Source organism: Acinetobacter sp. P37 (assembly GCF_057480965.1).
This window is the reverse complement of sequence record NZ_JBLIYY010000003.1, coordinates 108,560-126,990: the sequence shown is the minus strand read 5'-3', so window position 1 is coordinate 126,990 and position 18,431 is coordinate 108,560. Positions and strand designations below refer to the sequence as shown.

Genomic DNA, 18,431 nt, shown 5'->3' with positions numbered 1-18,431 from the left:
TTAGGAGAGGGCTAGGGAGAGGTAAAAATTTGCTATAAATGAATGGGTCTAACCTCATTCTAGCCTTCTCCTTGAGCTATATATGGCGCAAGAGAAGATGCTTTTAAAACATTGAAATAAAAACTTCCAAAGGTTTAGTATGAATACTCGCCATTTTAGTCAACTTCCAAAACCTTATTTAGCCTATCCAAAAGTGATTCAAGGCTTGATTTTAAAAAAGCCTAAAGCTGAAAAAGTGCTGCCGCAAGTTGAATATGTGGTGGATTCATTTAAGGTCGATCAAAAACATTTAAAAGCTTATAACGAAGTCTGTGGCTTTAAAAACAATGGTTATATCCCAGCGATTTATTTGGCTGTGCTTTCTCAAAGTTTGCAAATGCATATGATGACTACGGAAGCTTTTCCATTTGCGATCTTAGGTTTGGTACATATTCGTAACCAAGTGAAGCAATATCGCAAAGTTGGTGTAAATGAAACACTGTCATTGTCATGCAAATTTGGTGAATTACAGCCACATGATAAAGGCGTGCAATTTGACTTTATTACCACTGCAAAAGTGGGCGATGAAGTGGTTGTAGAATCATTAACCACGTATTTAGCACGTCAAAAAACAGAGAACAAAGCTGCGGCAAAATCTACCGAAACAAAGTCAGCTGAGTTGCAAGTTCAAGCTGAATGGAATGTTTCTGAAAATACCGGTCGCCGTTATGCGTTGACTTCTGGTGACTTTAACTTGATTCATATTCATGCTGTAACCGCTAAAGCGTTTGGTTTTAAACAAGCCATTGCACATGGTATGTGGAGTAAAGCTAAAGCTTTGTCGAGTTTAACTTTGCCAGATGCCTATGAAGCAGATGTCTGGTTTAAACTGCCGATGTATCTCCCATCACAAGTTGAGTTTTTAACGGCTCAAACTGGACAAGATACCGAGTTTGCAATTCGAAATAGCAAAAACAAAAAACCGCATGTCGCGGGAAGTGTGAAAGCACTGTAAGACTTAAGCCTAAATCGATATCGGTTTAGGCTTTTTTGTTTTAATCTCAAGCGATTCATATTCAAAGGAATGATGATGCAGGCGCTCAAAGAATATCTATTTGCACAGAAGAATAATTATCAAGGTACGGTTGACGCGGCGTTTCAAGATTTGGCGGCGCAATTTAGCCGTATGCAGGATGCTCGAACCCACTTAGGCGGAGCCGCCTTAGTGGTGTATTTTAAAGGTCAAAAAGTCGTGGATATTTGGACCGGTAAAAAGTCAGCCGAAGAAGCTTGGCAGTCCAATACGCCCTCGGTCTGTTATTCCACGGGTAAAGGTGTACTTGCAACGCTTGCACATATCTTAGTGAGCGAAGGCTTTCTAGATTACGATACTCCCGTTGCCGTATATTGGCCGGAGTTTGCTCAAAATGGTAAGTCGGATATCACATTAAGGCACATGCTGAGTCATCAGAGTGGTTTATACGATATTCGTAATATCATTCAAACAGCATCTGAAATGGCTGATTGGTCACATATGCTTAAAGTCATCGAACAAGCTAAGCCACGTTTTGAGCCATCAACTGATGCAGCATATCAACCGTTAACCTTCGGTTGGCAAGTCGGTGGTGTACTTGAAAAGGCCACAGGTCGACCGCTTACAGAATTGATGCAACAGTATTTGGTTGAACCTTTAGCATTGGATCATGCTTTTTTTGGTGTACCAGAGCATCAACTTGGTAAGGTTGCACGCTTGATTCCGAAAAAGAAAAAAGAAGAACGCACTATAGATGCTTCTGTTCAAGAAAATACCCAAGCGCAGACAACGAAAAAAAAGACCGAGACACGAAAACCGTCAATCTTTGATCAGCTCCTGCAAATTTCAGGACAAAATTTGCAAGACTTTCAAGATGGTATGATTCCAAAAGGGATGCGCAAGTTTTCATTTTTTAGTGATGAGGGTTTGCAAGCCATTATTCCTGCGGCAACAGGCGTATTTAGTGCCAATAGTTTAGCGAAAATCTATGCAATGCTAGCCAATCATGGCCAGTGGCAAGGACAGACCTTAATCACACCACAAGTTTTTGAATCTTTAAGTAAAATTCAATATAAAAAACGTGATCGTATTATGCCTTTACCAATGAATTGGCGTTTGGGTTATCACCGCATTTTAACTTTAGGCAAATCTAGTCAAGGTTTTGGACATATAGGTTTTAATGGTTCTGGGGCCTGGTGTGATCCGCAGCGTGATTTAAGTTTTGCGTATACACATAACTTTGCGACGGGTTCGATCACGGGCGATTATCGTTTATGGGGCCTAACTCAAGAAACCTTACGCTGTGCAGATAAAGTATTAAAAGGGCGTAAAGGCTGGATTTAAGATACTTCGGAATAGAACAGAAATTGGGGAAATGTGAAAAATATGCTATTTTCCCTCGCAGTTTTAGACTGCTGTGATATCCCTATGAAAAAAGTTGTTTTGATTCCCTTAGTAGCAACGTCGGCAATGTTGGGTTGTCAGGATTCAACTCAAACGAAAGCAAAAGAGATAGAAGCGATTACTGCTGAAAAACAGCATGCAGCATGGGTCGGTAATTTTAAAGGCACAACACCTTGTATGGGCTGTCTTTCTCGTTGTGAAGATTGTCCCGGTATGGCTGTGGCTCTTGAGCTACATGAAGACCAAACCTATACACTCACTCGTGAAAGTCTAAGTGGTCATAACGACGTTGAAGTGCTAAAAGGTGTAATTCGTTTTAAAGATGAATCAAAGCAGCAGCTAGAACTTATGAATGTGCAAACGCGTAATCTTTTGTATGTTGATTTGGATCAGCAATTACTTGAAATTCGTGAAGACCAAACGGCGAAACGCTATCAAATGCAGAGTGATTTTTTGCTTAAGCGGGCAGAGACTTAATTATAATTAAATCGTTCTTTCTTTACGTAGTTTGTCAGTCATGATAAAAAACCACTTTATAGTCTAATTTTTATAAATAATGATAAAAAAAGAATTATCAATTACGGAGTTATTTGGAATTTTATCCATAGCAGCCCTCACAATTTCTGTTATTTCGAATGCATTTTTCTATTACTCTTTAGATGCTATATGGATAATGTCTGTTTTATCTCCATCATTTTATATTTTTGAAATTATTAAGGTATTAGTCTTAAGTTGTTCAGTCATAGCCGTAGTTGGTGTTCTATTAGATTTCTATAAATTTTTATTTAAACAATATTGCAAAAGTAAGCCTAAAAAGAAAATTTTAGTTTCTAATCATATTACGGAAGCAGAGCTGAAAGAAAAAATCGAACAGTTTTTAAAAAAGCATAAGCTGCTACAAGCTATATTTGTCATTATTGTATGTGTTAGTGGGCTAATTACGCTCTATGTAAATAACTTTATTGGTCAAACTTCAATGCTATGGGGTGCTGTTCTAATTGGTATAACTCTCAATATTTTTACCGATGATGAAGTGCGCAGAGATAAACCACTTAAATTTTTGGTGTTAACCATTCTTGCCATATTTGCTACCTGTTTTTCTGCACAGTTAAAATTAAATGATATAAAGAAGTCGCCTGTAGCTACATTGAAAATCAAAGACGTAAATAAATGGTATGTTCTGGACAGTTTTCAAGGTAATGTAATCTTGTTTAATGATTCAGAAAATAAATCAAATATTAAAGTCGTTAAATTCGAAGATATTGATCGAATTAGTTCCACTGACTAAGAACTTCATTCACTCTTAGACAAAAAAACAGTATGCTTACACCTGTAAAAAGGAGCATACATGTATCAAGTACTTGCACGAAAATACCGTCCACGAAATTTCATTGAACTCGTGGGACAAAACCATGTGTCACGCGCACTTACCAGTGCCTTAGAACGTGGTCGGTTACATCATGCGTATTTATTTACAGGTACTCGAGGTGTGGGTAAAACCACTATTGCCCGTATTTTGGCAAAATGTCTGAACTGTGAAACAGGTGTAACCTCAACGCCGTGTGAAGTCTGCCCAACGTGTAAAGCGGTAAATGAAGGTCGTTTTATTGATTTAATTGAAATCGATGCGGCATCACGGACCAAAGTTGAAGATACCCGAGAACTACTCGATAACGTTCCTTATGCACCAACCCAAGGTCGCTTCAAGGTTTATCTGATCGATGAAGTGCATATGCTCTCTACGCATTCATTTAACGCGTTATTAAAGACTCTCGAAGAACCGCCAGAGCATGTGAAATTCTTATTTGCTACTACAGATCCACAAAAATTACCGATTACTGTAATTTCACGTTGCTTGCAATTTACTTTGCGTCCTTTAGCGGTGGATGAAATCACATCGCATTTGACAGATATCTTACAAAAAGAACAAATTCAAGCGGAGCAAGATGCGATTTGGCAAATTGCTGAATCGGCTCAAGGTTCACTGCGTGATGCATTGTCACTAACTGATCAAGCAATTGCCTATGGTCAGGGTTCAATTCAGCACCAAGATGTTAAAGACATGTTGGGCCTAATTGACCGTACGATCATTTATGATTTGATTTTAGCCATTCATCAAAATCAGCGTGAACGCGTGAGTGCTTTACTCATGCAATTCCGTCAACAAGCGCTGGATGTTTCGCTGGTATTAGATCAGTTGATTTCAACGTTACATGAACTGGCATTATTACAATACTTGCCAGACTTAGCGTTGAAATATAGCGCTGAGATCAATCAAAAAATTATGCAATTGTCGCAGTTGATTTCAGCTCAAGATTTGCAGTTGTATTATCAAGTTGCATGCAAAGGTCGGGCAGACTTGCAGTTGGCAGTGACACAAGAGCAAGGTTTTGAGATGTGTGTGCTACGTTTATTGGCATTCCGTCCTTTACAGCCAAACGAAATGTTGGTTTTTGCCGTACAGCATGAATCAGCCACACAGCCACAGCTTGCTCAAAATCAGGCCAGCACAGTTGAGTCGACTCAAACACAGTCTTTGCAGCAACCCAATACCGTTGTTGAGTCTGCTGCACAGGTTGCCACTGTTGAGCAGCCTGAAGCTGTACCCGCTGTAGACACATCGCCAGCTTTCGATGATTTTGATGATTCACATTATGATGACGATGATGGCTATGTTTCTGCACCCGCAGCCGACGAACCTTCATCTGATGATTTTTTAGATGATCCTGAAGAAGACGCAATAAGCCAAACTTCTACAGCATCTACAGCAAATGGCACTCTAGATACGCAAGAGGTTGCACCGGTTGAGTCTGTATCGACACAGCAAAATGACACGCTTGTTATGGATGCCGTGGCAGAAGATACATTATTTGATTTAGATCCGATGCCGAGTACTGAAACTGAAGAAGTTGATGTGAGCGCTATAAATTTTGAAGATATTGCACCTTTAGAACCAACAGCTTTAGAGTCAAAAAGTGTAGAGCCTGAAACAGCTCAGCCACATTTGATAAATGCCATTGAACCACAACATGTGGTGAATGAATCAGTTTCGGGTGCTCAAGGCGACAATGGTTTTGATCTAACATCACCACAAGTTACGCAAAGTTCCGTTTCTTCGGATGCTGTTCAAACGGGTTCATCTTCTACCTTGATGCCACAAGATATTTTGACTTTACAGCCTCAAACCCTTGAAGGTGAGTGGACGGTCGAAAAGTGGGAGTATTGGTTCCGAAATAGTCAACTTTCACCTGCGGTACAAGAGTTGGCTCAGCATGGCATTATGCGAGGTACGATTGACGGTGAATCGACTTTCCATATTCCAAAGCGATACGAAGCTTTAGTGACTCAATTGCAGCATGTATTTGAACAAGCCATTCATGCACAATGGTCAAAATGTCGTTTCCATATCAGCTTTGAAGATGTCGAAGAAACCACACCGTATGCTTTACAACATGTCCGCAAGGAAAAGGCCTTTGCACGTGCAAATGAGTTATTACATGCAGAGCCTGTTGTTAAAGATTTGCTCAAAAGCTTTGATGGTGAGTTGCAAAATATCCAGCTCAAATAAGTTTCAAGCTGGATATAAAAATTAAAGTAAAAATTGAGTTAAAGCATCTCGCATATCATCAGGTATCGAGGTGCTTTTTCGTGTTTGGCGGTCAACAAATACATGAACGAAATGTCCTTGAGCTGCAGCCTCATTTTGTCCTTGTTTAAAAATGGCTAAGTCATAGCGCAGTGAAGAATTACCAATTTTTTCAATCGCAACTCCAACTTCAATGATTTCTGGATAGGACAGTTCTTGTAAAAAGCTGCAGGCTGAATCGACCACTAAACCAATGATCGGGGTATTTCGCAAATCAAAACCGGCATGTTGAATCAATAGCGCATTTGCAGCGGTATCAAAATAGCTGTAATAAGTGACATTATTGACATGGCCATACATATCGTTGTCTGCCCAACGCGTTTGGATTGGAAATAAAAAACGATAGTTTTGGCGGCGTTTAGTTTCAGGTTTCATCGTTGGTATTTTCTTTATTTCAAAAATGAGTGAACTTTAGGCATAAATTGATTGGTAAATCTGGCGAGCGTCTTCAAACTGCAGTTCTCGCGGATTATTTTGTAATAGTCGTGTTTGTAATAGCGCATCTTCTGCTAAACGATCGAGCATATTTTCAGGCACATTGAGTTGACTGAGTTTAAGCACCAAACCGCTCTGATCTAAATGATTTTGCATATGATCAATAAATAAATCACATAAACCATCGGTACAGCCCGTACTGTATGGGTCTAGCCAACACATAAGTTCTGCATAATGCTGCTTGGCCTGAGGTGCATTAAACTTTAACACTTCAGCGAGAACCAGTGCATTGGTATGACCATGCGAGAGATGAAAGTGTCCACCGAGTGGATAGGCGAGTGCATGCACCGCTGCAACTGGTGCATTAGCAAAGGCCTGACCTGCAAGCATTGAACCGACCAGCATGTGCTGACGCGCTTCGAGGTTATGTCCATCTTGTAAAACCAGTGCTAAGTTTTTATTTAATAAACGCAAAGCTTGTTTGGCGAGCATATCCGCATACGGATTTTTTTTAATTTTTGACGTATAGGCTTCAATGGCATGCACCATGGCATCGATACCGGTTGCTGCGGTAATGTGTGCGGGAAGATTTAATGTAAAGTTCGCATCGAGGATACAGACGTCGGCGTACAGTACAGGGGAGACAATACCTGTCTTGGTGGTTTCACCTGTAGTGACGATAGAGATTGGTGTGACTTCAGAGCCGGTCCCTGCCGTTGTCGGAATCAAAATGAGTGGCAAGCGTGGTCGTTTTGCATTAGCTACACCATATAAATCACTGATCTGCTGTGTTTGCTTAGGATGAGCCAAGATCGCAATAATTTTAGCCACATCCATTGAACTTCCACCGCCAAAACCAATAATCAAATCTACTTTTTCATTTTTGGCAAATTGAACTGCATCTAAAACTATATGTTCTGCAGGGTCAGCTTGAATACTGGAATAAATCACATAGTCTTGATGGATACTTTCTAAAATATCCAAAATGGGTAAATGTAATTGTTGTTGCAACATACCGGGGTCGGTTACAAGCATGACACGTTTGGCTTGAAAGTCGCCTAGGACCTCTCTCAGTTGGGAAATAGAGCCTAAGCCTGAAATAATATTGCTGACGGTTTGAAACTGAAATTGACTCATTGGCTTATCCCTAATTTTTTATATCTAAATAAACATTATTCTTGAGTGTTGATATAGGATTCATCCTGTAAATAACTTAACATAAGACGCTTGAAATAAAAGTAGTCTTGAGGTTGTTATGTCATCCAGCACGCCATATAAGGTGTTGTGTGTTTGTTTAGGAAATATTTGCCGTTCACCTACGGCTGAAGTGGTTCTCAGACATTTTTGTGATGAAGCGCAACTCAATATTCACGTCGACTCTGCGGGTACGAGCAATTATCATCCGGGCAAAGCGCCTGATCTTCGTAGCCAACAGCATGCAAAATTACGAGGCTATAACTTATCTGCATTACGCGCACGTCAGTTAACGGTTCATGATTTTATTGAATTTGATTTGATTTTGGCCATGGACTACGAAAATTTAGACAATATTCAAAACCTCATGCAAAAGGCGCAGCAACAATTCGGTCAACTACGTGCCCAAGTGTCTTTGATGAGTCAACATGATCACCAATATCCGCAACAAGAAGTACCAGATCCGTACTATGGTGGTGATGCAGGGTTTGAACATGTATTAGATCAATGCGAATCTAGCAGTCAGGCTTGGGTCAATTATTTAAAAACTCAGTTACAAGCACAGCAAAAAAATTAAGGTTTAAGAATGCAAATTCAAACTCAGGTTCAGCTTAAGCCATTTAATACATTAAGCCTCGATGCTGTAGCATCTCATTATGTAAGTGTTCAATCGGTAGAAGAAATTAAAGCAGCGCTCGACTTTGCCAAAGCTGAGCAATTAAATGTATTGGTACTTTCAGGAGGCAGTAATATGCTGTTGCCTGAGCACATACATGCTTTAGTGATGCACATGGATATTCAAGGTATTGAATATGTACAAGACGATGCCGATACACAGACTTTAAAAGTGGGTGCAGGGCAAGTGTGGCATGACTTTGTGCTATGGACGACGGCACACCAGTTTTATGGCTTACAAAATTTAGCATTGATACCCGGTTTAGTCGGTGCTTCACCTGTGCAAAATATTGGAGCTTATGGTGTTGAAGCAGGTGAGTTTATTGAATCTGTACAGGTCTATGACCGAGTAACAGAACAGCAAAGTAGTATTAGCGCTGCCGATTGTCATTTTTCATATCGCCATAGTATTTTTAAAGATGAGCCAGAGCGTTTTATTATTACGCATGTCACGTTTAAACTTTTAAAACATGCAGATTTAAAATTAAATTATGGTGATTTAAAGCAGGCGGTAGGTGAAGACTTAAGTGCAGAAAACCTACAACAACAAGTCATTCATATTCGTCAAACCAAACTCCCAGATCCGAAAGAATTTCCAAATGTCGGAAGTTTCTTTAAAAATCCTGTGATTAGCCAGCAAGCCTTTGACCAAATTGCGCTGCAATTTCCCAATTTACCCCATTACCCACAACCGAATAATGCGGTAAAACTGGCAGCGGGCTGGTTGATTGACCAAGCAGGTTGGAAAGGGAAATCTGTGGGTTCAGTGGGTATGTTCCATAAGCAAGCTTTGGTGTTGGTCAATTATCAGGACGCCACGCTGCAAGATGTACGTACAACATACAAAGCTGTACAACATGATGTTTTTGAAAAATTTAATATTGAACTACATCCTGAGCCTGTATTATTTGATACAAATGGCTTGATTCGATCTCACGCAGATCAATAAAAACACATAGGTTTTAGATTTATGCATAAAACACATTGGATGGTTCGCTTAGTACAAATTGCCGCAGTGCTATTTGTACTTTTGGGCTGTCTAATGATTTTTATCTATACGCCGTTTTATTCTAAATTGATCGTTAAAAGTTTAAATTATTTCGTTCCTGTAGAAGTCAATCAGCTCGCAGCGCAAAGTCAAAAACTCGGCGCTTTAAGTGATGATGATAACTATGAGCCGGGTTCTGACTTATGGATAGCGCGTCAAGCGTATTTAAAACTCATGGAGCAAGCCATACAGTCTGATGAGCCTCAAGATTTAACCCTTATACAAGCACGTTATAAGGCGTTACAGCAGCTCATTGAAGAAGAACATGAAAAGGAGAAGAATGATAGTCAAAAGGATACACCGAAAGTACCTCTGCTGAATCCTTCTGCGTCCGAGGCGGCTTCTTCTGAAGCATTGGCGGAAAATCCTGCTCAAAAAATGAAAGAGCTGCTTGAGCTCAATAGTGCGGAAAATAAAGGACTGATGACTCAATATACCGAGTTCTTAAAAACCCATGAAATTGAGCAAGCGGCTTCAGAAGCAGAACCGATCGATGATGAAACATATCTTGATCTTGCCAAAATGAAAGATAAAACCCTGAAGCAGCCAACCGCAGAGCCGTATGCGATCGTGGTGTTAGGTGGTGGTTTAACCTTAGATAAAAATGATAAAGATATCGTAGTGAATGACTACACACGACTTCGACTGGAAAAAACACTCGATGTCGAACGAGCCAATAAGTTACCGATTGTACTGAGTGGTGTAGAAGCACCGTATATGCAAGCATGGTTGAAGCAATATGATGTCGATGCGAAATTGCTTGAAGACCGCAGTATGAATACTTGCGAAAATTCGCGTTTTAGTTCGTTGCTTTTACAGAAAAAAGGTGGGGCACCGACGGTTATTTTAATCACTGACCAATATCATATGCCTCGAACACGTCGTTTATTTGCATTAAATGGTATCGAAACCATTCCTGTTGTTGCACCTATGCCAACAACATTAACCACATGGCGACCAAGTGAAAAAAATTATGACCATAGTCGTCGTGCCAATTATGAATTATTAGCCACCTTACGTGATGTTTGGTTTGGCTCAAGTGACTGTCGGGAGGTCCCATAATGTCAGATATCCCATTTCTTAATCCTTCGATCCTTAAACAATTAGATCTTCCTGTTCCAAGTCGAGAATTAACCCCACAAGTATTAGAACCACTGAATTTAAATCGACCTTTTGAGCCTAGTGTTGAAATACAGTCTTATCGACGACTTTATGGTTTAGATGCCTTGAACTGCGAACATTGGCAAGGCTATGTAGAAATGCCTTTGTTCAAATTACACGTACAAGTGTTTCAACCGAAACTGAAAACTGAAACGGATGTCATTAAAGGCACTGTATTTTTATTGCATGGTTATTTAGAGCATAGTGGAATATATCAGCCGATTATTCGTGAACTCTTAGATCAAGGTTTTAGTGTTTTAACCTATGATTTACCGGGGCATGGTCTAAGCAATGGCTCGCCAGCCAGTATTCAAAACTTTGATCATTACCAACAAGTTTTGGAAGCGGTATATCGTTATGTTAAACATGCGGCGCAACTACCAACACCGTGGTTAGGGATTGGGCAGAGTACGGGTGGTGCGATTTGGCTGCATCATCTGTTAGATTTTGCTGAACATCGCAAAAACCCTTATGTCGAACGGGTTTTATTATTATCTCCGCTGATTCGCCCTGCAAAAACGGCATGGTGGCATAACTCGGTTGGATTAGGCATTATTCGTCGTATTAAACGTGAAGTGCCACGTCATTTTAGACGGAATAATCATAATCCTGAGTTTTTACGTTTTGTCCGCTTAAAAGATCCTCTACAACCACGAATGATGGGGATGGATTGGATTTTGGCCATGTCAAAATGGATGCAGGAGATGGAGGAACGCCCAGCGTGTCGTATTCCGGTGTGGTTAGCGCAAGGCGCACAGGATCAAACTGTAGATTGGCGTTATAACATTGAGTTTATACGTCGTAAATTTCGTTTACAGACGCTTCTCATGCTTGAAGAAGGTTCGCATCAGCTGATTAATGAACGTGCCGATATTCGTGCTGCATTAACAGGTTTGATCCCGGCATTCTTGCATGCTCAATCGAATAGCAAGTCTTATTACTAACTGATGTTACGCACGTAAAAGTAATTACGCATTTTTAAAATGATTTTTTAATTTTATTCGACGGAGTCTTACATCTAGAGATTAAATAAAAGGATTAGCCTTCGGCTGGAGGTACTCTTACGAAACATTGTTTCTCATTAGGCAAAATGAGAAGCAAAGCTTCGCAAGGAAACCATCTTGCGGTGCAATGCACCTCACCGACAAAACTCGTTCACTAGCATCTACTTATTTAAACTATCGCAAAAACTTTTTTGATTAGATGTCGTCCTGCCTCAAACACTTGCGGATGACGTTGCCGCGTATCGTACTTTTATTTGAATCAAATTGCGCTTCTGGTGTTACTGCGTAACATCAGTTACTAATTGACGATTGAGCACAGCTTACCTTAATCAGTGTGATGGATCTAGACGAAAAAAAAGAGGCGTAGTCGCCTCTTTTTTTTGGGTGGAGGAATCAGAACTTTTCTAGATGAGCCATATTCCACATACGGAAATAGAAGTTTTCCTCATCTTTATTTTCACAGCTGAGTAACTCCCCATCTTTTAACCAAAAATGTAGCTGTGCATAGTTTTTAATTTCACGGTTATTAATCCGCTGCGCTAGATGGTGCGCACGGATATCGGATGGATGTTGTAAACCTGCTGAGGCAATAAGTTCAGATAAGCCATGCAAGGTATTTTTGTGGAAATTAAAAACACGTTCTGCTTTGGTCGGAACATGGATGGCTTTTTGACGGTCTTTGTCTTGTGTCGCAACGCCAACTGGACATTGGTTGGTATGACAGCTTTGAGCTTGAATACACCCAACTGCAAACATAAAGCCACGAGCTGAGTTGACCCAATCTGCGCCAATTGCCATGGTACTGGCAATATCAAAAGCACTAATAATTTTACCACTGGCACCGACTTTAATTTTTGAACGTAAGCCTGCACCAATCAGGGTGTTATTAACAAAGAGTAGGCCTTCACGCAGTGGCGTACCCATATTATCGATCAATTCAATTGGCGCTGCGCCAGTCCCACCTTCAGAACCATCCACTACGATAAAATCAGGTGTAATCCCTGTATGTAACATGGCTTTTACGATACTCATAAATTGCCATGGTTGCCCGATACACAGTTTAAAACCCACAGGTTTGCCTTCTGACAGTTCGCGCAATTGCTGAATAAATTGCATCATTTCAATAGGGGTGCTAAAGGCAGGATGGCTAGATGGAGAGATACAGTCATGTTCACGGCTGACACCACGGATTTGAGCAATCTCTTCGGAAATTTTGTCTTTAGGTAAAATGCCACCATGGCCTGGTTTTGCACCTTGAGATAATTTGATCTCAATCATTTTGACTTGAGGGTGCTTGGCTTGTTCAGCAAAACGTACAGGGTCGAATTGACCATCAATCGTACGACAACCGAAATAACCACTACCGAGTTCCCAAACAATATCGCCACCATTTTCCAAATGATACGGACTAATACTGCCTTCACCGGTGTCATGGTAGAACTTGCCCATTTTTGCGCCTAAGTTTAAGGCACGAATGGCATTGGCACTTAAGCTACCAAAGCTCATCGCAGAGATGTTTAATATCGATGCGCTATACGGTTGCTTACATTGCTCATTGCCGATGTTAATACGGAATGTTTCAGGAATGGCAGGAATGCAAGGTGACAAGGAGTGATTGATAAAGCGGTAATCATTTTGGTAAACATCAACAATTGAACCAAATGGTTTATCTGCATTTTGGTTTTTTGCACGTTGATAGACCAAGCTACGTTGCATACGAGAAAAGGGCAGTGCATCTTGATCAGATTCAATAAAATATTGGCGAATTTCAGGTCGAAATTCTTCAAATAGAAAACGAAAGTGCCCCATGATGGGGTAATTTTTTAAGATCGAATGTTTGTTTTGTATGACGTCATACAAACCCAATAAGCTTAAAAGCCCAGTAATGACCCAGATACTATTCAATAAGGTTTGTGGAATAAAATATTGAATATAACGAGGGGAATAACCTAAATGAAAACTCGAAATGAGTAGGAAGATAAAAATACAAGCAAACCAAATTGAATGCCGAGAAAAAAAAGTATTTAGTAGCTTGTGGCGAATAGTTTGCGCTGGACTGGCCATATTTTGAAAAATCTTATTCAGCTCATTTGCTCATAATTTGCCGAGTTTATGCACAATGCTCAAGCTTTAATTTGTTGATTCAGTGTAGCATTTATAAAAAACAACATTGAAGTTGGATGAATTTTTCATTTAAAGCCAAATCAGATAAGAAAAGCAGGAATCTTCTTTAAGAAAATTTGTGAAAAGCAGCGCGGTTCTTGTTATTTCACAGTACGCAAAATGGAGGTTAAAGTGATTTTACTTTCTAAACACGAGGTGCTGAATATGACTATGAAATCTATTCGTTATAATAATGCCGACCTAGCCTGCCTATGTCAGTAATTGATTATAGCCATGAGAAATTAGCGCTATGGTATAAGGTATTCAGCAGATACTTATGCTGTAGTTCCTTTGACCTAAACGACTAAAATTACAAAAATATTCTAAGAAATTATCCAGTCCCAGCGTTGGGACTTTTTTATGTGTTGAAAATCTAAGCAAAAAATTAAGTGCTAAATATTTATTATGAAATAAAAGTTGCTACCTCAAATTTAATATTTCAGTTAGCAGAAAGTCTGAGATCGGTTTAGTCATTGCGTTGTTGTACAACCATAGCGACTTCTTCAGGTTCAATTTTCTGAATCTTTTTACCAAAACTACGCAGCCACCATGTTAACTGAGAGGTAAAAGGTACTGTTGCACTAACTTCCACCCAGCCATCTTCGGTTTTTTGAATCACTTGATCTTTACTTAGCTGACTTTCTTCAAAATAAACAGCCTCTGCTTCAGACATGGTTAATTTGAGCTGAATCATTTCTGTAGGTTTATTAAAGTCTACACGGAAGCCAAGCGCTCCAGAGTCAATATAGGCATCAATATCAAAATCGACAGGGTGTAATGCACGTGAATTTAAGACCGTAGCAGATTTAAAACGATGTAAAGCAAAGGTTTGGATGTCTGTTTTGTCATGACGTGTGCACACCAAATAAATAATTGCACCTTTTTGGACCAAAGCGAGTGGATTTAAAATATAGGTCTTTTCTTCGCTTTGTTGTCCACGACCTTGATACAGACATTCAAGTTGTTTGTCTTGTAGTAAGCCTTCATAAATCGATTGTTGTGCGGCTTTTTCAACTACAGGAGGAATCAATGGCTGAGTAGCTGGCACGATTCGCACGCGGTTAATCCACTGACGGACATTATTTTGCGACGACAGACTTCGACGTGCGAGGTCAAACCAAGGATTCATTTCTTCAATTAAGCTTGGTGGAAGCAAATGTTTTAGGTGTTCCTCAACCATCATAAAGGTGACCGCCTGCGAGCTGGTCATATGTGGCAAGCTTTGAATCGGTGCATCGGAACGCCAACGCCAGCCTTGTGGCGTTGTTTTACTGCTCTCAATTGGGAAACGTAGAGAAATTTGATTTAAGTCACGCTGAATGGTGCGTAGGCTGATATCAATGCCTTCACGGTTCAGTATTTCTTGTAATTCACGAGTACCCATCCACTTACCTGTGGACAGTCGTGAAAGAATTTGCCACTGACGATAGAGGCTGTTTGACGTTTCTTTTTCTTGTGAAGACATAATCTAGTGCTTGAACTTGAACTGAAATAAATAAAATGATGCTGTGGGACACAATAAGAAATCTTCCTGCGTTAAGCAAGTCTTCATCTAAAAAAACTAAGATGATTTTAATAACGCAATTTGACACAACTTGAGCAGTTACATGCTGTACCACTTTGCAAAAATGATGCATAAATAATCAAAGAGAAGCAGCATATGTATTGATGGCATATATATTGCTTTATCTGATTTACAAAACATGACAAAAACATGGAGTTGCTATGCTGAAAGAAAATCGTAATACAACTTCAAATGGAATTGAGGGTTATGAGGCAAAGTTGGTTAATACTTCTGTCTCTACATTAAAAACTTTACCACTTGCTCGAGGATATGCGCTGTTTAATCAATTTAATTCGGATTTTTTTAATGAAATGCGCGACTGCAAAACGGTAGCTAAAGAATCATGCCAACGGATAGAGCAGTGGTTATCACAGCATACACTTGATGAATTAAAACAACTAAATCAGGTGGCAAAACAACATTTTATCTATGAGGGTATTACCTTTACAGTGTATGGCGAAGATGAGGGCATTGAACGCACTATTCCTTATGATCTTATTCCTCGTGTGATTGCACGAAAGGAATGGAATAATTTATCACTGGGCTGTGCACAGCGCGTGAAAGCTCTCAATCTGTTTTTACATGATGTCTACCATCAACAAGATATTTTAAAAGCAGGAATTATTCCTGAACTGCAAGTCTTAACGCATGAAGCCTATTTGCCACAAATGTATATGCATGGGCTAAAAGGTAAAATTTATAGCCAAATCAGTGGCATTGATATCATACGTGATCAATCAGGCGAATTTTACGTCCTTGAGGATAATCTTAGAACACCGTCGGGTGTGTCATATATGCTAGAAAGCCGTAAGATCAGTCAAAAACTGATGCCTGAACTTTGCCAGCAAAGCAACATTATGGGGATTGAGCAGTATCCGCAGCTTTTACGTGAAATTCTTGCAGAAAATGCCTACGTCGATAACCCGTTTATCGTGGTTTTAACCCCAGGGCGTTTTAACAGTGCGTATTATGAACATGCCTTTTTGGCAAGGGAGATGGATGTACCCTTAGTGACATCGCGTGACCTTTATGTAGAAAACGATAAGGTTTATGTGAAAACCATCAAAGGTCGACAACAGGTTGATGTAATTTATCGTCGTGTGGATGATGCTTTCCTCGATCCATTATGTTTCAAACCTGACAGTACTTTGGGTGTAGCAGGGCTCATGTCAGCGTATATGCAACATAATGTGGTCATTGCAAATGCACCGGGAACAGGCGTAGCAGATGATAAATCGATTTATCCTTATGTGGATAAAATGATTCATTTCTACTTAGGCGAACAAGCGATTCTGAAAAATGTGCCGACCTATCAATGTCGTGAGCAGAACGACTTAGACTATGTGCTGTCGAATATCGAAAAATTGGTGGTAAAAGAAGCACAGGGTTCAGGTGGATACGGCATGTTGATCGGTCCGCAAGCCTCTTTACAAGAATTAAATAGTTTTAAAGATAAGGTGGCCGCAGCACCACATTTATATATTGCACAGCCGACTTTAAATTTATCTGTTAGCCCCACCCTAAGTGAGGCAAGTGTTTCGGAACGCCATATTGATCTGCGTCCATTTGTATTGAGCTCTCCATATCGAACTGAAATTGTACCGGGTGGCTTAACTCGTGTCGCGATGCAAGCAGGTTCATTGGTAGTGAATTCTTCGCAAGGCGGCGGTATTAAAGATACGTGGGTAGTAGATGATTTACGCTCATAGCACTTCAGTGAAGGAGCAAAACATGATTTTATTAAACAGTAATGCAGAACATATTTTTTGGTTGGGACGTTATTTAGCACGCACTCAATATTTATGCAGTATTTTTCCATTTCAAGATGTCGATATGGCATTGAACTATGCACATGCTTTTTGTTTACCAGCCTTCGATGTCGACTCAATGAATGAATTGGTTTTAAATGCAGAGCAACCGGCGTCATTTTACAGCCAATTTAAATATGCGCAAAGTAATATACAGGACTTAAGGGGTGTACTTTCAGCAAAAAGTTATGCAGAACTCAGCCGTTTAATTCGTAATGCGAGTGATAACCCGGGTTATATCTGTGACGTGGTAACAGATTGCCAAGATGTTTTAGAGTCCGAATCTGAAGATGTATTTTTATTTTTTAGCTTAGGACAAGCCATAGAGCAGCTTGATCGCCAGTTACGCATGCAGCAGGACATTCAACACACCATTGCGAAGATTGAACATATCGTAATCGCTTTAGTTCAGTTTGGCTGGGAAAGCGTGCAAGAGGCATGGCAGGCACTAAAGCAACAACCGAATAGCCAAAATTTTTACCATTTCAGTGATCATATCCAAAATATGTTTGAGGTGGCTGTATGAGGCTCATGATCAACCATCAGACCCATTATGTTTACACTGATGTGGTTAGCAGAAGCATTCAATATATCAAAATGACCCCATCCACTAATGCGCATCAACAGGTGCAAAATTGGGATGTGAGTGTGCCGGGGCAACGTGATATGCAATTGGATACTTTTGGTAATGTGTGGTTGACCACAACGCAGAGCGAACCTTATCTTCAAATGACCATTATGGCGCAGGGCATCGTAGAGATGAATTTGAGTTCAAATGATTCAAATGCGGATGATTTAAACCCGAAATTATTTTTACAGCCAACGCCGAGTACGCAATGCGACATTTACATGAAAAGTTTTGCCGATTGTTATGTCCCTCGTATCAATCGTGTCAATCTAATTCGTTTGGCTGAAACGATCTTGGCGCATATTCCCTATGTTTCGAATCAGACATCTGTACATACTTCTGCAATAGATGCTTTTCATTATAAGCAGGGGGTATGTCAGGATCATACTCATGTCATGATCGCAATGTGTCGCTATTTGGGTATTCCTGCACGATATATTTCTGGGTATTTATTTGTACCGAATAGTAGCCATCTTGCTAGTCACGCTTGGGTAGAAGTCTATATCGAAAATAAATGGTATTGTTTTGATGTCAGTAATCAGCTATTTACACCACAATCACATATTTATGTCGCGATTGGGCGGGATTACTGGGATGTAGCTCCTGTTCGAGGTGTTCGTGATAAAGGTGGTATTGAGTCTATGAGCTCAATTGTACAAGTGTTGAGTTGTTAATCATTTGAGGGATAA

15 protein-coding genes and 1 pseudogene are annotated in these 18,431 nt (G+C 40.0%); 12 read left to right on the top strand and 4 right to left on the bottom strand.

Annotated features, from left to right (window positions below; genetic code table 11):
* The first annotated feature begins 139 nt into the window (after positions 1-139).
* The 5 genes from AC25JC_RS04025 (at position 140) to dnaX (ending at position 5,984) form a co-directional block, all read left to right on the top strand.
* Entirely contained in the window at positions 140-994 is an 855-nt protein-coding gene (locus tag AC25JC_RS04025; protein ID WP_486923497.1) for a MaoC family dehydratase, read from the top strand.
* Between the two features lie 75 nt (positions 995-1,069).
* A complete protein-coding gene (locus AC25JC_RS04020) occupies positions 1,070-2,356 on the top strand; it encodes a serine hydrolase domain-containing protein (protein ID WP_486923496.1) in 1,287 nt (428 codons plus the stop codon).
* An 84-nt stretch (positions 2,357-2,440) separates the two neighbouring features.
* A complete protein-coding gene (locus AC25JC_RS04015; RefSeq protein ID WP_486923495.1) occupies positions 2,441-2,893 on the top strand; it encodes a copper resistance protein NlpE N-terminal domain-containing protein in 453 nt (150 codons plus the stop codon).
* 79 nt (positions 2,894-2,972) lie between these two features.
* Positions 2,973-3,704, top strand: coding sequence for a hypothetical protein (locus tag AC25JC_RS04010; protein WP_180010374.1), 732 nt, complete (start codon positions 2,973-2,975; stop codon positions 3,702-3,704).
* 60 nt (positions 3,705-3,764) lie between these two features.
* Complete coding sequence (gene dnaX / locus AC25JC_RS04005; RefSeq protein ID WP_486923494.1) at positions 3,765-5,984, top strand: DNA polymerase III subunit gamma/tau; 2,220 nt, start codon at positions 3,765-3,767, stop codon at positions 5,982-5,984.
* Positions 5,985-6,005: 21 nt separating this feature from the next.
* Here dnaX and AC25JC_RS04000 read toward each other — a convergent pair whose 3' ends face one another.
* Together AC25JC_RS04000 and AC25JC_RS03995 are read right to left on the bottom strand one after the other, a co-directional pair.
* Positions 6,006-6,437 carry an acyl-CoA thioesterase gene (locus AC25JC_RS04000; RefSeq protein ID WP_180093557.1) on the bottom strand — a complete coding sequence of 144 codons (432 nt, stop codon included), beginning with the start codon at positions 6,435-6,437 and terminating at the stop codon, positions 6,006-6,008.
* A gap of 36 nt (positions 6,438-6,473) precedes the next feature.
* Positions 6,474-7,634 carry an iron-containing alcohol dehydrogenase gene (locus AC25JC_RS03995; RefSeq protein ID WP_486923493.1) on the bottom strand — a complete coding sequence of 387 codons (1,161 nt, stop codon included), beginning with the start codon at positions 7,632-7,634 and terminating at the stop codon, positions 6,474-6,476.
* Between the two features lie 118 nt (positions 7,635-7,752).
* Here AC25JC_RS03995 and AC25JC_RS03990 point away from each other — a divergent pair, with 118 nt between their 5' ends.
* From AC25JC_RS03990 to AC25JC_RS03975, 4 genes are read left to right on the top strand one after another with little or no spacing between them, the layout of a single operon-like run.
* Positions 7,753-8,268, top strand: a complete 516-nt coding sequence (locus tag AC25JC_RS03990) for a low molecular weight protein-tyrosine-phosphatase (protein WP_111884272.1) — start codon at positions 7,753-7,755, stop codon at positions 8,266-8,268.
* Between the two features lie 9 nt (positions 8,269-8,277).
* Entirely contained in the window at positions 8,278-9,315 is a 1,038-nt protein-coding gene (gene murB, locus AC25JC_RS03985) for a UDP-N-acetylmuramate dehydrogenase (RefSeq protein ID WP_486923492.1), read from the top strand.
* Between the two features lie 21 nt (positions 9,316-9,336).
* Positions 9,337-10,476: a YdcF family protein gene (locus AC25JC_RS03980; protein ID WP_486923491.1), complete on the top strand. Its 1,140-nt coding sequence runs from the start codon at positions 9,337-9,339 to the stop codon at positions 10,474-10,476.
* On the top strand, positions 10,476-11,519 hold the full coding sequence (locus AC25JC_RS03975) for an alpha/beta hydrolase (RefSeq protein WP_111884274.1): 1,044 nt from the start codon (positions 10,476-10,478) through the stop codon (positions 11,517-11,519). The genes AC25JC_RS03980 and AC25JC_RS03975 overlap by 1 nt, the downstream gene beginning before the upstream one ends.
* 453 nt (positions 11,520-11,972) lie before the next feature.
* Here the strand turns inward: AC25JC_RS03975 and AC25JC_RS03970 are convergent, their stop codons facing one another.
* Positions 11,973-13,643 carry an FMN-binding glutamate synthase family protein gene (locus tag AC25JC_RS03970; protein ID WP_078193977.1) on the bottom strand — a complete coding sequence of 557 codons (1,671 nt, stop codon included), beginning with the start codon at positions 13,641-13,643 and terminating at the stop codon, positions 11,973-11,975.
* A 565-nt stretch (positions 13,644-14,208) separates the two neighbouring features.
* On the bottom strand, positions 14,209-15,207 hold the full coding sequence (locus AC25JC_RS03965) for a helix-turn-helix transcriptional regulator (protein ID WP_078193976.1): 999 nt from the start codon (positions 15,205-15,207) through the stop codon (positions 14,209-14,211).
* A gap of 374 nt (positions 15,208-15,581) precedes the next feature.
* Between AC25JC_RS03965 and AC25JC_RS03960 the strand changes: the two are divergent.
* The 3 genes and pseudogenes from AC25JC_RS03960 to AC25JC_RS03950 form a co-directional block, all read left to right on the top strand.
* Positions 15,582-17,015, top strand: a pseudogene (locus tag AC25JC_RS03960) (circularly permuted type 2 ATP-grasp protein); the annotation flags it as partial.
* 22 nt (positions 17,016-17,037) lie between these two features.
* Positions 17,038-17,640, top strand: a complete 603-nt coding sequence (locus tag AC25JC_RS03955; RefSeq protein ID WP_180035275.1) for a hypothetical protein — start codon at positions 17,038-17,040, stop codon at positions 17,638-17,640.
* Complete coding sequence (locus AC25JC_RS03950) at positions 17,637-18,416, top strand: transglutaminase family protein (protein ID WP_180133136.1); 780 nt, start codon at positions 17,637-17,639, stop codon at positions 18,414-18,416. The genes AC25JC_RS03955 and AC25JC_RS03950 overlap by 4 nt, the downstream gene beginning before the upstream one ends.
* Positions 18,417-18,431: the final 15 nt, after the last annotated feature.